The organism is Chryseobacterium sp. II3a (genome assembly GCF_057815135.1).
On sequence record NZ_JBYPZJ010000006.1, the window covers coordinates 49,193 to 65,650 of the forward strand.

Below are 16,458 nucleotides of genomic sequence, written 5' to 3' on the forward strand. Positions count from 1 at the left end.
TTATGGATTTTATTCAACTGCAAGCTTGGGCAAAAGGAGATGCTGAGCAAGGAAAATGGATGCTTTCAGTTTCAGTATTACTCCTTCTGGTTATTATTTTGATTGTAAGGAGTGAAAATACAGTCTTACGTGGTATGCTGATCCCAATTTCATTGTTGTTGGTATTGAATACCGGTTATGGTACATACCTTGTAACGAACAGGATGAAATACGCAGAAGAAATAAACCAACAGTTTAAAAAGGATGCCCCGAAAACAATTGCAGCAGAATATAGTAAAATAAAAAATGATGAAAAGTCTTACACTGTATTTAGGATTGTATGGACTATACTCATCGTTATTTCTATCATTCTCTTTTTCATTTTTACAGCAGATTATTATAGGGGGTTGTCATTAGGATTTACGGGTTTATTCTTTGGCTTATTGTGTATTGATACCTTTCTGCACTATCGTCTGTCGCTTTATATTTCAGATTTACAAAGTATGATAACTTGAGTTTTTTATTTTCTTAGGAAGGTTAATTAGAAAGAAAAATAAAAACAAAAAACCTCACTATAAAAATGATAAGGTTTTGTGAATTCAAAAGGATTCGAACCTTTGACCGTCCCGATTAAAAAAATCGGGATGCTCTATTCTTGATAATCTAAATCTTAAAATTAAAAAATGGGAATAAAAACAAAAAACCTCACCATAAAAATGATGAGGTTTTTGTGAGCGCGAAAGGATTCGAACCTTTGACCGTCTGCTTAGAAGGCAGATGCTCTATCCAGCTGAGCTACGCACCCTTAGAAGTTGATTCTCGCTTTATAATAAGCGCATTAAAAAAGTCGGGGCGGCAGGATTCGAACCTGCGACCTCCTGGTCCCAAACCAGGCGCGATGACCGGACTACGCTACGCCCCGAATATATAAGAGAGCGGAGGGTAAGGGATTCGAACCCTTGCGACACTTTCGCGTCGACAGTTTAGCAAACTGCTCCGTTAACCACTCCGGCAACCCTCCTTTTTGTTTATTTTTTAATGATCGTTGTTCCGTTATTGCGAGTGCAAATATAGAACAGATTTCTTTATTTACCAAATAAAATTCAAGAAAATTTTAACGTATTTTTGAGCTAATAAATTGATAAAAAACCAAACTGATGCGTAAGACATTATATATCATCGGCTTAAGTGCTTTTGTTTTTTCATGTGCTCCTCAAAAAAATGTGAAAAAAAATACGTACCAACCGAAAACTCCCGTGGTACAGCCAAAACCAGTAGCTAAAACTCAAACATCGGAAGCTCCAAAACCAAAAGTGGTGAGCGATCATGGAGTAGACTTTTTTACTACTAATATAGCAGACCCTGCAAAAAATGATAATACGGCAAGTTATGGTTCTATTGTATCCGCAAAACCTGCAGGATATAAAGTGGTGAAAACATATTTCCCAGCCATGGCACAGAATTTCAGACAGCGTTATTTGATCATGCATTATACAGTGCTTCCTGATGACAAGTCTATTACCGTTCTTACTCAGCCTGGAGTAAGTGCTCATTATTTGGTAAATAATACCGGAGATAATGAAATCTATCAATTAGTAGATGAAAACAAAAGAGCATATCATGCTGGTGTAAGTTCATGGAGGGCAGACAAAAACCTTAATGATACTTCTATAGGAATTGAAATTGTGAATCCGGGCTTTACTACTGATTCTACAGGTAAAAGAGTTTTTGTTCCTTTCAGTGATGCACAGATAAGAAAAGTAGCAGCGCTGGCGAAAGATATTGTTACAAGATACCAGATTCCGGCAACCAATGTTATTGGTCATGCAGATATTGCTCCTACAAGAAAGCAAGACCCTGGGCCTATGTTCCCATGGAAAAAATTATATGATGAATACCAGATAGGAATGTGGTATGATGAAGCCCTTAAATCAAACTATCAGACTGTTGCAGAAGAAACCATTGTGGTGAAATATAATGACCCATCATTTATCTTTTCTATCCAGACTGCTTTACAGAAATTCGGATATGGAATAGATCCTAGCGGAAAATGGGATGATGCTACAAAGAAAACAATTGAAGCTTTCCAGTATCATTTCCGTCCACAAAATTATGACGGAATTATGGATGCCGAAACATGGGCTATACTGCAAGCTTTGAACCTAAAATATTCAGCAAAATAATTCAAATTAAAGCGCATCGGATCGATGCGTTTTTGCTATCTTTAAACGATCAAAAACAGTAAAATATCTGTAATGGAAAATTTCAGAAAAGAAAGTGATCTATTAGGCGAATTGAACGTGCCTTTAGATGCTTATTATGGAGTGCAGACGCAAAGAGCAATCAACAACTTCAAAATCTCGGGACAGCTTTTGTCTTCATATCCGGATTTTATCAAGGGACTGGCTTTCGTAAAAAAAGCCGCCGCAAAGACCAATTATGAATTAGGACTTCTTGACGAAAACCTATATTTCAAGATAGCAGAAGCATGTGATGAGATTGTAGCAGGAAAATATCATGACCAGTTTCCGGTAGATATGATCCAGGGTGGTGCAGGAACTTCAATCAACATGAATGCGAATGAAGTGATTGCGAATATCGTATTGGAAAAATTAGGAAAAAACAAAGGCGAATACGAATTTTGTTCACCAAATGATCATATCAACCTTTCACAATCAACTAACGATGCTTATCCTACAGCCATTAAAATGGGACTGTTGCAGATGAATATCGGGTTGGTAGAAAGACTGGAGAAAATTATAGCTGCTTTTCGTGCCAAAGGACAAGAGTTTCATGATGTGATCAAAATGGGACGTACTCAGCTTCAGGATGCTGTTCCTATGACCCTAGGACAGGAATTTGAGGCATATGCTGCTACCCTGGAAGAAGATATTTCTAAACTGAACAATAATGCAAGTCTTTTTGTAGAAGTAAATATGGGAGCTACAGCCATTGGAACAGGTTTAAATGCTCCGGTTGGATATGCTACGCTTTGTGCTAAAAACTTAGCTCAGATCACAGGATTTCCAATTGTTTCAGCACCTGACTTGGTAGAAGCTACTCCGGATACCGGATCTTATGTGATCTATTCTTCGGCAACGAAGCGTCTTGCAGTAAAATTATCAAAGATCTGTAATGATTTAAGATTGCTTTCATCAGGGCCGAGAGCGGGACTTTTTGAAATCAACCTTCCACCAATGCAGCCGGGATCATCTATTATGCCTGGTAAAGTAAATCCTGTGATCCCGGAAGTGGTTAACCAGGTTTGCTTTAAAGTATTTGGAAATGATTTAACAGTTACTTTTGCCGCAGAAGCAGGACAGTTACAGCTTAATGTAATGGAGCCGGTACTTTCTCATGCGATCATGGAAAATATCAATTTCCTTTGCAATGCATTAGATACTCTTCGTGATAAGTGTGTAGTAGGAATTACTGCCAACAAAGAAGTATGTCTGAACATGGTAAAACATAGCATCGGAATTGTAACAGCATTAAACCCTTATATCGGTTACAAACAATCTACACAGATTGCAAAAGAAGCTTTAGAGACAGGAAAAAGTGTATATAATCTTGTTTTAGAGAAAGGAATTCTTTCTCAGGAAAAACTGGATGAAATCCTTGATCCGAAAAACATGCTGAAGCCACACAATAAATAATATAATACAATAAGTGATAAATGATGCTCGTCATCATTTATCACTTATCATTCATCATCTATAAATTACTCCGTGAGGTTTTTAATTATTATTCCTGCCCATAACGAAGAGCAGAACCTCTCATTCACTCTGGATTCTTTACAGCAGCAAAGTAGTAAGGATTTTAAAGTGGTAGTCGTTAATGACGGTTCCATAGACAGTACGCCTGACATTATCAGGAAATATACAGCTGCTGATTCTCGTTTTGAAGCCATTAATCTTCAAAAATCTGAACATCAGCCGGGATCAAAGGTGGTTCATGCCTTTAAAAATGGCTTGCAAACACAATCAACAGATGAATTTGATATCATTTGTAAGTTCGATGCCGATATTATTCTTCCTGAAAACTATCTGAAAACCGTAGAAAAAGCTTTCATCAATAATCCTGACTATGGATTGGTAGGAGGTTTACTCTATGTAGAGAAAGCCGGGAACTGGGTATATGAAGGGAATTCTAATAAGCATCATGTAAGAGGCCCTATGAAAGCGTACCGGAAAGAATGCTTTATTCAGATGGGAGGCTTAAGGGAAACATTAGGATGGGACAATATTGATTCTATTTTGTTAGAACATTTAGGATGGAAAGAAATAGTCCTGCCTGAGCTTCATGTAAAGCTTATTAAAGTAAAAGGAGCTGATTATACCATAAGACCGGCAGATTATTATGGCCGTTATTTCTATTTTCTAGGATTAAACAGATTCCTGGCTTATATTGCCTCTTCAAAGGAAGCCATGAAAAGCAAATCTCCATCATTTTTCTTTGATATTGTGAAATCCTATGAAAATTGTAAGTCAAAAAAATTAGAACTTAAAATTTCAAAGGAAGAACAAAAAGTTGTCAATGATCAGCGCTGGAGAATGCTGAAGAAGAAATGGTTGAAAATGTAATGGTATACACCCAATAAACATCAATAGGGATGGGCTTTAGCCCATTTGCAATGAAAAAATAAAAATTCAATTGGCTTTAGCCAAAACCTAAAATACCCCAATCAGTCAGTGAAAAAAATAGCTTACATAGAAATAGATACCCATGCAGAAATAGCACAGGCTTTCATGAATATCATGGAAGGATCCCAACATTTCAATGTAGATTATTATTTTTCAAAAAGAATTAAGGATCAGGTCAATGAAACTGGATCAAAAGTTTTTCTGTCTGATAGTTCTATGATTTTAGATCAGCTGAAAGCCAAAGAATATGATCTTGTGATTATCGGAACTGTTCATCGTTTTTTCAACACGTTTTTAGTAATAACAAAGAAATACAACACGGCTGTCATTACACACAATCTCAATTTTACCCAAGCATCAAGGTTTGATTTAATAAAAAGTGTGTTCAAAGGAGATTTCATTTACAGAGTAAAGCTGTGGTGGAAAGAAGGATTATTGTATGCCGGTAAAGTATATCAACAATCAAAATCACTGGTAGTATTGGATGAAGCATTGATTTCCGACAGATATAAGTTTCTACCTCTTTTTTATGCCAGAAACTTTGATAAAACAGAAAATAAATGCCTGACAGTTGTTATTCCTGGTGGAGTTTCTCAGAAGAGGAGAGATTATCATCACCTTTTTAAAAAGATTCGGGAGATGAATGCAGATAAAGCATGTGAATTTATATTCCTTGGAAAAGCAAAGGATCATGAGTTGAAACAGCTTGAACAGTTGTCTTCAAATTTACCGGAAAATATTTCTGTAACCTATTTTTCAGAAAGAGCGTCTGTTGAAGATTTTGAGAAATGGATGCAGAGGGCAGATGTACTCTGGTGCCCGATTCAGCAGGAAACAGAATTTTTCAGCCTAAAAGAAGTGTATGGCAAAACCAAGATGACAGGAAATCTGGGAGACGCAATTACCTATGCCAAACTCACTATTTTTCCAAACAACTATCCCTCAAAACTGGATTTCATTTTCCCTGAAAAAGAAAATATTCTTGAACAGTTGAACGCACTTGCAAATACCCATTTTGATTTCCAAAAAAGATACAGTAGGACAGAGGTGCAAAAAAGATTAGAACAGTTATTAAACAGTCTTATTACGAAGTAAAAGGAGGTACCTTTCTATGGTTTTTATCTTCTAAATCTATTTAAACTTAAAAATACTCTTAATAAACTTCACATTCAGATAATCCTCTATCGGAAAGATCTTTGTGAAATAATTTCCAATATAGATTAATGCTAAAACTACAGCCGGTTTATAAACCAGGTTGATAAAATTGCTGTTGAAATTAGGAAGAACAATAGCTACAGTAATAGCCAATGTACAGATAATTGAAACGAAGATCATTTCAATGGTTAATGGTGAAACTTTGAATACAATATAATTGAATGCGATTTTAATGATATTGTAGATCGTGAGTGAAATTGCCGTCGATAAGGCAATACCAATCAATTTCAAATCTGTGTTTTTAATGAAATAATAGTTTAGTCCGATTGTTAATCCAGCTAATAAAAGCATAACCAGAATGTTGAATCTGTAATATTTTGAAAGTGAAATGATATTACCATTAAACCCTGTTGCGAGATCAATTAAAACTGCAGAGCCCCAGATCCAGATTACAGGTTCATATTCTCTAAGCATGGTTCCGTTTTTGGGCATAAACTCTGTAAGATAAGGGAACCCTACCATAATGCATGAAAATAAAACAGCTCCTAGAAAATAGAGTGATAGAGAAGTTTTCTTATGGAATCGGTCTAATTCTTCCATATCTCCGTCAGCAAGTGTTTTATTGATGATAGGCGCAGAAATATTAAATAATCCCAATTGAGGAATAGAGATCAATGAAATTAAGGCGTATAAAACAGAGTAGATTCCTACCTCTTCCATTCCCATAAATTCTCCGATCATAAAGCTGTTGATGGCCAGGTAATTTCCAAAAGTTCCTAAAAAACCAAAGAAGCTATAGTTGAAAAACTCTTTCCAGAAACCATTCTTTTTAAAATAGTCCGTATTAAAATCAAGTTGGATCTTTTCCAGTTTATTGCTGTAATAAATATATCCAAAAAGCATTAAAGTGAAGGTTCCGAAGAAGAATGCAAAGGCGATTTTCTGGGATAAAGCAAAATAATAGAATAAACAAAAGGCCCCCAGATTGGCAATTTTAGGAAGCAGATTATCAAAAATATTAGAAACAACAATCCTTTTGTAATTGGAGGTGTATTTGTTGAAAATGGCACAAAACGAAAGGATTAAAATTAAGGGAAGAATCATTTCCTTTATTTTCCAGGCTTCCGAATGTCTGAACTTAGGATAGAAAAACGGAAGTATAAAAAATACAACAGTGAAAATAAGGAAATTGATAAAAACAGTAAGCAATGACAGAGAAAGCATATTCTGTTTTTTACCATCTTTTTCTACCTTGTGAAAAAACTTTACATTGGAATAGGAGATTCCCAGAACTACAAAAGGAACCAGCATTTCAGCAGTAGGAAGAATGTAGCGGAGTTTTCCATAAAATTCAAAGTCATTGGGAAAGATAAAAATTGCAGAAACTGTGCCCAGCAAAAAACCAATATAGCCGATAATGGAATATTTGAAGCCTTGTCTCGCTACTACACTCATAAAGTTGTTTTAAGGGTTTTTAGGTATAAAAATAATATTGTTGATGTACTGAGTTTTATTTTTTTCGTCGTTTGTATTTTGTAATAGAATATCTTCTGTAAGGTTTTCCAGGGTAAAGCTGTTCCTGTTCAAATACTTTACTTCATATCCCCAGCTTTTCACTTCAGAGATTTCATTCCATATGGGTGTTTGGTGATGCCTTTGTTCCATCTCAACCATTAAGGTAGGCATAAATTGTTTGATGGTTTCTTTGGCTCCCGAAAGAGTCTTTATTTCATTGCCTTCAACATCTATCTTAATAAAATCCAGTCTGCTGAAGTGTTCTATGGCTGCCCATTCGTCTAGTTTGATAACCTTAACCTTCTCAGTATAGCTTTTCTCTTCGCCTTTTTCTTTATAAGAAGTATTTAAAGTACCGCGGGAAGCAATGGTTTTTCCGTTGATAATAGGAACTTTGAATTCCGCTATCGTATTTTCGTCAGAAAGTGCTAAAGGAAGCACACGCATCCCTGGAAATAGTCTTTTTAACCTGAGATAAAGCTTTTTATTAGGCTCAAAAGCATAAATATGCTCATGATTCAACTTGTTCTCCAATTGATATAGAAAAGTTCCTACATTGGCACCAATATCCAATATCACAGCGTTTTTGGGAAGGTATTCTTTGATCCATACCAGTTCCGGTTCTACATTGCGTTCCGAAAAATTATCTTTATTAAGATTGTTTAGAGTCTTAAAATATCTTTTTTTATAAAAATCCGGACTTATATATTGTAGCTTTTCTGCAATTTTTTGGTATAAAGACATCCTTAGCTTTTTGACGAACAGCAAAGATAAGCAAAAATGTAAAACTTTTCTTAAAAAATGTTAAATATAATGGATTGATTTTCAATTGGTAGACTTTGTGTGTTGTTTTGTAGGAACCTGAGTGGTACTCTATTTTGAGGTTGTAACAGAAACGCCTTATGGGGTAGGCTTTTTATTGCAAGTATTAAATAGAACAGCGAACTGAGCAGAATTTAAAACACTAATGTTTTTCACAAATAATACAACTTACTTTTCTTCATCCAAGAATATCTTGAAAATCTGTGGGGAATATTATTCAGCAAGCTTTAATCCTGGAAAGGCGTATTTAGAAAATCATTAAATGGTTTGATAAGCTTGAAAATCTTAGTGAGATTCTTTACCGCATTTTTATCTAAAACCTCTTCATCTTTAAGCGGGTATACTACAATAAAGTTTTTAAGCTTTAGATATTCTGCCATAGGATCTTCCTTTTCAAAACCCTGAGGAACTTTCTTCAATTTATCATCCTGATCCAGCTCAGGGAAGTGTTTTTTAAAATCTTTATGATTTAAAATTTTGAGAAAATCATCACCATACAGCGAAATCTCTTTTCGTACTTCTTTCAATACAAAAGATTCAGGCATATAAATTCCACCAGCCAGAAAAGACTTGCCAGGTTCCATATGAAGGTAATACCCGCCTTTTTGATTTCCTTTTCCCATTCCCAAAGATGCTCCGAAATTGGTTTTATAAGGTGACTTGTCCTTGGAGAACCGAGTATCTCTGTAAATTCTGAATAATGATTTTTTACTGTCTATCTTGGCAAGCTCTTCATCAAATTCAGACATTTCCTTTATCAAACTATCTAAAAACTCAATGACATTTGACTGAGATTCCGTATATAGATTTTTATTTTCGTTAAACCAATCACGGTTGTTATTTTTACTTAGTTTCTTAAGAAAATCGAAGGTTTTGGAAGAAATGCTGGCTGACATATTTTGTTGGTGTTTATTAATTTTATAAGTTGCAATCCCAAATTTGATTATCCTGAAATTCGAAAACCGTACCTGGCAACGCTATCCAAATTTACATAAAACTATTCATATCTCAATGCCTCAATAGGATCAAGTTTTGATGCCTTTAGGGCAGGGTAGTATCCGAAAAATACGCCGGTTACAGCACAAACGATGAATGAAATGATAATAGATGATTCGGTAATGAAGGTTGGCCATGAAAGGAAAAAAGTGACCAGTTCCGAGGTGAGAACTCCCAGAATAACTCCCAGAATTCCTCCGGTAATACTAATGAGCACAGCCTCAATCAAAAATTGATACAAAATATCTTTTCCTCTGGCTCCAATTGACATTCTTAAACCTATTTCTTTAGTTCTTTCAGTGACAGAAACATACATGATATTCATAATCCCGATCCCTCCTACAATAAGTGAAATCCCTGCAATTGCCGAAAGCAGTACAGTCAGAAGCTGACTGGTAGAACTCATGGTAGAGATCAATTCCGCCTGGGTTCTTACACTAAAATCGTCGTTACTACCATCAGCCGGCAGCTTATGTTGTTTTCGTAAAATTTCTGAGACCTGATCAGTAGCCTGTTGCGAAGTGTTTGCATTCGTAGATGAAGCATAAACAGTCTGTGCATAAGTAATTCCCAAAAATCTTCTTTGAACCGTATTAAAAGGGGCAATAATGACATCATCCTGATCCTGCCCGAATGCATTGGATCCTTTTGGAGAAAGAACTCCAATGATTTTCATAGGGACTTTATTGAATCTTATAACACTTCCTATTGGATCTTCTCCGTTGGGGAACAGATTCGTATAAACAGTTTGTCCTATGAGGCAGACTTTATTGGAAGAAGTAACGTCTTTTCTGGTAAAAAGGTTGCCATTGGCTACATTCCAGTCCCTGATCTGAAAATATTCCTCATTGACACCCTGCAATTGAGTAGGCCAGTTATTAGGTCCATTGATGGATTGTCCATTGGTTTGTACAGCCGGAGAAACATAAGAAACATCCGGGGCACCTTTGGAAATGGCTTCAGCATCCTGCGGCTTTAAGGTTTGTAGCCCGGAAGCTCCTATTCTTGCTCCTCCTGAAACATTCACATTGCTGGTAGGCCGAATTGTAATCATATTGGAACCCATTGAAGAAAGCTGGTCGCTGATACTTTTTTTAGAACCTTCACCAATGGCAGTCATGGCAATTACCGACGCAACACCAATAATGATCCCGAGCATCGTTAAAAATGCACGAAGCTTATTTCTTAAAAGCGCTTTCCAGGCGATTCTAAAGAGATTGGATAGGTTCATTTCAGTAGACTTTTAATGAAAATTATTGATAGTCATCATTGACAGGTAGATTGTCAAGGGCCTCTCTGGCTGACTTTATATTATCGTTTTTAATGTCTTTAATTACTTTTCCGTCTCTTAATGTTACAGTTCTGCTGCTAAAAGTGGCAATATCTGGCTCATGCGTTACAAAAACGATGGTTCGTCCCTGTTTATGAAGATCTTGCATGAGTGCCATGATCTCGTATGAGGTTCTGGTATCAAGATTCCCGGTAGCTTCATCAGCAAGAATCATAACAGGTTCATTTACTAGAGCACGCGCAATAGCCACTCTTTGCTGTTGCCCGCCGGACATCTGATTAGAAAGATGATCAACTCTGCTTTCTAGTTTCACAGCGGCTAAAGCATTTAATGATCTTTTATGTCTTTCTTCTGTTGAGATTTTAGCGTTATAAAGAAGAGGAAGTTCCACATTTTCCCTTGCCGTAGTTCTGGGAAGAAGATTGTATGCCTGAAATACAAAACCTATTTTTTGATTTCTCAAAACAGCCAGTTCGTCACGATCAAGATTTTTAACATTGACTCCATCAAGAATATAGTCGCCACTGGAGGGCTTATCCAGGCAGCCCAGAATATTGAGTAAAGTAGATTTTCCTGAACCGCTGCTTCCCATAATGGTTACGAACTCTCCTCTCTCTACCGAAAAAGTAACCCCTTTCAGGGCATGAACAATCTCTTCACCCATCCTGAATTCCCTTTTCAGATCCATAATATTAAGAATTTTTTCTGTCATGACTTGTCGCTTTTAACATTTGCCGGATATTGAAACTCCTATTATCTAGGCCCGCCACCACCTCCTTTATTGTTTCCACTACCTCTTCTCTGAGGCATGAACGGGCTTTTTGCTTGTCCGCCTGAAGATTTTTTAGATAATAATTTGTAGCCTGTAATGATATTGTCATTCTTATCCAAACCTGAAATAACTTGTATTTCGGTATCGCTATCCATTCCGGTTTTAATCTTTTTACGGGACAGAGTACTGTCTTTAGCAATGACCCATACTCCGGCTTCATTTTTTTTGTCTGCACTTTTCACCCCTTGCTTTTTCCTTTGTCCTTTTTCGTGGGTGTTGGCAAATGAAGAGCTGATCTTGTATTTTTGAATAACCAGGCTATCTGGTCTGAAAGTGGTTGCAGCAGCAGGTATTTTCATCACGTTCTCTAAAACCTGTGTGTAAATGGTAATGTTTGCCGTCATTCCTGGCTTTAATTTCAAGCCAGAGTTGTCTGCATTAATGATGGTCGTATAATTGACAACATTCGATGAGACGGTAGGATGGAGCCGTACCTCAGAAACTTCTCCATTGAATGTTTCATCAGGAAAAGCATCTACAGTAAAAGTGGCTTTCTGTCCCACCTTTACATTTCCAATGTCAGCTTCATCTACGGAGGCACGAACTCTCATTTTCGTCAGATCCTTAGCAATACTGAATAGAGTAGGAGTACTGAAACTGGATGCTACAGTTTGTCCTTCACTCACATTTCTGTTAAGAACCGTGCCATCTATCGGAGAATAAATATTGGTAAGCGACAGGTTTTTGTTGGCAGTGGAAAGCTGAGCGGTTACGGTACCTACCTGTGCTTTTGCCATATTGTATTGATTGGTGGCATTATCATAGTCTGCTTTGCTGATAGCTCCCACCTTATAGAGTTGTGACTGTCGGTTGAAATTAATTTCGTTATAAGCAAGGTTGCTTTTTGCATTTTGTAGATTAGATTGGTACTGCTCAGATTGAAATTTGAGAAGATCCGGATCCAAAGTCGCTAAAAGCTGTCCCTTTTTTACCGTAGAATTAAAATCTACATAAATATTTTTGATGATTCCTGATACCTGAGTACCTACTGCAACGGTATCTACCGGTTGAATGGTTCCAGTAGCGGTGATGGAGTTTGAAATTTCTCCCATTTCAGGCTTTACCGTTTCCAGTTGGATTTTTATTTCTTTTTCTCTGATGAAGAAAAACCAGACTGCACCTATAACAATGATGCCGCCAACAACCCAATACAACCATTTTTTATTCTTTGTTTTCATAGTTTATTTTAGATTTATAGGGTTACCTGCATAAAATTCGTAAATCTGTTTATTGAGAACTGCAGTATATTTAGCCTGCAGATAATTTTGAATAGATTGAATGTAAAGCAATCGTTGCTGTTGAAGCTGTACATAATCAATACTGCCTATTTTCATTTGGGCATTCACAATATCATAACTCTGTTTGCTGATATCCATTTGTTTGGAAGCAGAATCATATTGTGATACCGCATTTTGCAGATTGATATAAGATTGTTCGATCTGTTGATTGAGAACTGTTTTGGTGTTTTGAAGATCAAGATTAGCCTGTTCTATGGCGATTTTTGATTTTTCAATCTGGGTTTTGTAGATCCTGTTATTGTAGAGCGGAATTCCAAGGCTTAATCCGATAGGCAGATAGAAATTGTTACCCAATTGATTAAAATAGTTTCCATTACCATTAGAATAATTGGTTGAAATATTTCCTACTACACTCAGGGTGGGCTGAATAGATGCCTGAGCCATTTTAAGATTGGTATTGGAGTTTTCCACATTCAATTCCCCATATTTTACTTCAGGGCGTTGACTTTGAGCGAGACTTTGAACTTCTTGCAAAGGTTTTAGCTGGTCATCTACCATAATACTGTCTGGTTTTACGATCTGGAAGTCATAATTCGTAGGTAATTGTAGAATTTGCTTTAGATTAACAATATTGGTTCTTAAATTATTCTGAGCTGATGTTAAATTATATTGATCTTGGGCAACCTGTGACTGAATCTGAAGATAATTGAGTTTGGAAAGACTCCCTGCCTTATAAAGCTGATCTCCTTGTTTTAACTGGGTTTGAGTGGTTTTTAAAACGCTTTCCAGAGAAATAATATTTTCCTCGTTCATTAAAATATTCAGATAGGCTTGAGTGATGTTTAAGGTGATATTGTTTTCAGATTCCTGAACAGATAAATCAGCCATCTGAACCAGTAGATTTTTCGAAGATTCATTATTTTTAATATAATTGGCATGGTAAAGCGTCATAGAAGAATTGACGCCTATACTTTGGGTTTGTGCTCCGGTGAGATGAAGCCCGTCATTTCCGTTAAGAGAAAAAAGACCTTGTGAAACCGTTCCGTTGAGGTTGGGATATTTTGCTTCTTTAGCCTGAAGCAGATCCTGCTGAGCTGAATTTTTTGAAAGCCTTAATGAATTGATGGAAATATTGTTCTCCTTTGCATATTCAATACAATTATCCAGAGTCCAGCGAGTAGGGTAATTGGGTGTTTGAGCAAATATTTCAAGCGTTATCAATGAGAATATCAAAAAGAAAAATCTGCGTTTCATCGTTTTGTTTTTGAAAATTCATAAATAATCCAGAAAAAATCAATCCAATTTAATAAAAAAAACTAATGTTTAACAAATTTTTAACCTGGAGCTTATTTTATTACGTTTAATTTTTAAAATATTAAAAATATATTAAAAGATTATGAATTTAAGTTTGTATATTTAAAACTTTATTCAAAAACAAGTCAAATATTTATTGTATCTTTGCAAAAATTTTAAAATAGTTAATGAATTTATTTACGGAAACCAATTTAAGTCCTGATATCCTTAAGGCAATTGGCGAACTGGGTTACGAAAGCCCAACAGAAATCCAAAAACAGACTATCCCTTTCATTCTTTCAGATATTCGCGATTTGATCGCACTTGCGCAGACAGGGACAGGCAAAACAGCAGCGTTTTCGCTTCCGATTTTGGATATGATTGACGATACGAGTCGCAAAATCCAATTATTGGTGCTTTGTCCGACACGGGAATTATGTCTTCAGATTTCTAAAGACATAAAGAATTATTCTAAATACATGGACATCAAAACTACTGCAGTTTACGGTGGAAGTAGTATTGTAGATCAGATGAGATCTTTAAAGGATAAGCCACAGATTATTGTGGGAACTCCAGGTAGGGTCATTGACCTTATCAACAGAAAGGCTTTAGACTTTTCTGCGATTCATTGGTTAGTATTAGACGAAGCTGATGAAATGCTTTCTATGGGATTCAAGGATGAATTGGAAACCATTCTAAGCGAAACTCCGGAGACGAAACAAACTTTCTTATTCTCGGCTACGATGAATAAAGAAGTGGAAAGAATTTCCAAAAACTATCTTACAAAACCACACCGTATTTCAGTAGGTTCTATCAACGAAGTGAAGAAGAACATTACACACGAATACTATGTGGTAGGATACCGTCAGAAAAAAGAAGCATTAAAGAGATTAATTGATGCTAACCCGAACCAGTATTCCATTATTTTCTGTAGAACAAGAATGGAAACTCAGGAGGTTGCAGATTTCTTAATGCAGAACGGTTATGCAGCTGATGCCCTTCACGGAGACCTTTCTCAAGCGCAGAGAGATACGGTAATGAAGAAATTCAGATTGAAAAATATCGATATCCTTGTAGCCACAGACGTTGCAGCAAGAGGACTAGATGTAAACTCTCTTACTCACGTTATTCACTTCTCTTTACCTGATGATCCTGAAGTATTCGTTCACAGAAGTGGAAGAACAGGTAGAGCAGGAAAAGACGGTATTTCTATGGCTTTAATCAAGCCTGAAGAAAGCAGAAAGCTGAAGCAAATCAAATCTTCTACTAAAATTGAGATTAACGAAAAGTTTATTCCTACAGGAGAAGATATTATCAAAGCTCAGGTTGGAGGTGTTTTTGAAAAATTATTTACAGAACACGAAGATCTTTTTGAATTTGATGACAGCTTAATCCCGGATCTAAGCAACTTCACGAAAGAAGAATTAGTACACCAGTTGTTACAGTTCCAATTGAAGGACCTTGCTTTATATTACAAAGATAAACACGATCTTGTTGAGCAGAAGTTAAGCAGCAGAGATGATGATTACTCAAGAAGAGACCGTGGGCGTGATAGAGATAGAGACAGAGGTCGTGACAGAGATAGAGGAGAGCGAAGAGACAGAGATCGTGGTGGAAAACCAAGAAGAAAAGATGAAAACATGGTAAGATTCTTCTTCAATCTTGGTAAAAAAGATCATTTAAAGAAACTTGATGTTTTAGATATTATCAACAAAGCTACTGCTGGTGGAAAAACCAAGAAAAGAGCTGAAATCGGAGATATTGAGATTCTTGAGAAATTCTCTTTCTTCGAAGTTGAAAAAACATTCAAAGATAATGTTTTAAGCAACATTCAATCGATGAAATTTAAAGGAAAAGATATGAGAGCTGAAGTAGCTAACTAATCTCTTTTTATACCATATAAAACCGGCAGTAATGTCGGTTTTTTTATTTGGTAATCAGCAGGTAAGCGAATGTTAACAAAACTTAATGTTATATAGTTTCAGGTACAATCCTTTTTTAAGAAATTTGCACTCGAATTATAAATACTAAAAAATGGGAATTGGTAATATTTTCCACGCTTTTCAACCAAAAGATAAAATCTTCTTTGTACTTTTTGAGAAGGTAACTGAAAACCTAGTTGCAATGTCTGAAGAATTCAACGCTGGAATCAAGGATTTCGATCTTAATGACGATTCAATGTTGAAAAAAATGAGTGATTACGAACATAAGAATGACGAACTTACTCACGAAATCTTCGTAGAACTAGGGAAAAATTTCATCACTCCTTTCGATCGTGAAGATATTCACACGTTGGCAACAGGATTAGATGATATCGCTGATTATATCTATGCTTCTACAAAATATATTTTCTTATACAAGTCTCCTGAGATGAAAGCTTATTCAGATTTCTCTCTATTGATTCACAAAGCATGTCTTGAAATTCAGAATGCAATGAAAAACCTTAAAGGGTTTAAGAATATGGAGCAGGTGAAAGAAGCTTGTATTAAAGTAAACTCTATTGAGAACATTGCAGATGATTTGCTTTCTAACTCAATGGTAGATTTATTCGAAACGAATGATGCTATTAACATTATTAAAGTTTCATCAGTATTGAACTATCTTGAAATCGTAACAGATAAAGCAGAAGATGTTGCCAATACAATTGAGAACATCATGATTAAATACGCCTAAAAGATAACAATACATAGCAAA

14 protein-coding genes and 3 tRNA genes are annotated in these 16,458 nt (G+C 36.0%); 7 read left to right on the forward strand and 10 right to left on the reverse strand.

All coding sequences use genetic code 11. From position 1 onward, the window contains the following. The first annotated feature begins 2 nt into the window (after positions 1-2). Positions 3-494: a hypothetical protein gene (locus AC3HD6_RS15100; RefSeq protein WP_488897094.1), complete on the forward strand. Its 492-nt coding sequence runs from the start codon at positions 3-5 to the stop codon at positions 492-494. Positions 495-710: 216 nt separating this feature from the next. Here the strand turns inward: AC3HD6_RS15100 and AC3HD6_RS15105 are convergent. The 3 genes from AC3HD6_RS15105 to AC3HD6_RS15115 form a co-directional block, all read right to left on the reverse strand. Next, positions 711-784: transfer RNA gene (locus AC3HD6_RS15105), tRNA-Arg, on the reverse strand. 42 nt (positions 785-826) lie between these two features. Continuing rightward, positions 827-901 (reverse strand) — tRNA-Pro (locus tag AC3HD6_RS15110). 14 nt (positions 902-915) lie between these two features. Then, positions 916-1,000 (reverse strand) — tRNA-Ser (locus AC3HD6_RS15115). A 136-nt stretch (positions 1,001-1,136) separates the two neighbouring features. Between AC3HD6_RS15115 and AC3HD6_RS15120 the strand changes: the two genes are divergently transcribed. The 4 genes from AC3HD6_RS15120 (at position 1,137) to AC3HD6_RS15135 (ending at position 5,717) form a co-directional block, all read left to right on the forward strand. Further along, positions 1,137-2,162, forward strand: coding sequence for an N-acetylmuramoyl-L-alanine amidase (locus AC3HD6_RS15120; protein ID WP_488897095.1), 1,026 nt, complete (start codon positions 1,137-1,139; stop codon positions 2,160-2,162). A 72-nt stretch (positions 2,163-2,234) separates the two neighbouring features. Further along, a complete protein-coding gene (aspA, locus tag AC3HD6_RS15125; protein WP_068941568.1) occupies positions 2,235-3,635 on the forward strand; it encodes an aspartate ammonia-lyase in 1,401 nt (466 codons plus the stop codon). Positions 3,636-3,707: 72 nt separating this feature from the next. Continuing rightward, positions 3,708-4,562, forward strand: a complete 855-nt coding sequence (locus tag AC3HD6_RS15130) for a glycosyltransferase family 2 protein (RefSeq protein ID WP_488897096.1) — start codon at positions 3,708-3,710, stop codon at positions 4,560-4,562. Between the two features lie 108 nt (positions 4,563-4,670). Next, positions 4,671-5,717 (forward strand): hypothetical protein, encoded by a 1,047-nt coding sequence (locus tag AC3HD6_RS15135; RefSeq protein ID WP_488897097.1) that lies wholly within the window; start codon positions 4,671-4,673, stop codon positions 5,715-5,717. A gap of 36 nt (positions 5,718-5,753) precedes the next feature. On the opposite strand, the gene AC3HD6_RS15140 is transcribed toward AC3HD6_RS15135, so the two are convergent. The 7 genes from AC3HD6_RS15140 to AC3HD6_RS15170 all read right to left on the reverse strand — a co-directional run bounded on the left by AC3HD6_RS15140 (position 5,754) and on the right by AC3HD6_RS15170 (position 13,725). After that, positions 5,754-7,232: a lipopolysaccharide biosynthesis protein gene (locus AC3HD6_RS15140; protein ID WP_488897098.1), complete on the reverse strand. Its 1,479-nt coding sequence runs from the start codon at positions 7,230-7,232 to the stop codon at positions 5,754-5,756. A gap of 9 nt (positions 7,233-7,241) precedes the next feature. After that, complete coding sequence (locus AC3HD6_RS15145) at positions 7,242-8,036, reverse strand: FkbM family methyltransferase (protein WP_488897099.1); 795 nt, start codon at positions 8,034-8,036, stop codon at positions 7,242-7,244. Between the two features lie 305 nt (positions 8,037-8,341). Continuing rightward, positions 8,342-9,010 carry a DUF2461 domain-containing protein gene (locus AC3HD6_RS15150; protein ID WP_488897100.1) on the reverse strand — a complete coding sequence of 223 codons (669 nt, stop codon included), beginning with the start codon at positions 9,008-9,010 and terminating at the stop codon, positions 8,342-8,344. A gap of 101 nt (positions 9,011-9,111) precedes the next feature. After that, positions 9,112-10,341, reverse strand: coding sequence for an ABC transporter permease (locus AC3HD6_RS15155; protein WP_488897101.1), 1,230 nt, complete (start codon positions 10,339-10,341; stop codon positions 9,112-9,114). A gap of 22 nt (positions 10,342-10,363) precedes the next feature. Next, positions 10,364-11,113: an ABC transporter ATP-binding protein gene (locus tag AC3HD6_RS15160; protein ID WP_488897102.1), complete on the reverse strand. Its 750-nt coding sequence runs from the start codon at positions 11,111-11,113 to the stop codon at positions 10,364-10,366. Positions 11,114-11,154: 41 nt separating this feature from the next. Continuing rightward, complete coding sequence (locus AC3HD6_RS15165) at positions 11,155-12,411, reverse strand: efflux RND transporter periplasmic adaptor subunit (protein ID WP_488897103.1); 1,257 nt, start codon at positions 12,409-12,411, stop codon at positions 11,155-11,157. A gap of 3 nt (positions 12,412-12,414) precedes the next feature. After that, entirely contained in the window at positions 12,415-13,725 is a 1,311-nt protein-coding gene (locus AC3HD6_RS15170; RefSeq protein WP_488897104.1) for a TolC family protein, read from the reverse strand. Positions 13,726-13,952: 227 nt separating this feature from the next. On the opposite strand from AC3HD6_RS15170, the gene AC3HD6_RS15175 reads away from it, so the two are divergent. Continuing rightward, on the forward strand, positions 13,953-15,647 hold the full coding sequence (locus AC3HD6_RS15175; protein WP_068941589.1) for a DEAD/DEAH box helicase: 1,695 nt from the start codon (positions 13,953-13,955) through the stop codon (positions 15,645-15,647). 151 nt (positions 15,648-15,798) lie between these two features. Beyond that, positions 15,799-16,437 (forward strand): DUF47 domain-containing protein, encoded by a 639-nt coding sequence (locus tag AC3HD6_RS15180; protein ID WP_045494045.1) that lies wholly within the window; start codon positions 15,799-15,801, stop codon positions 16,435-16,437. Positions 16,438-16,458 lie beyond the last annotated feature (21 nt).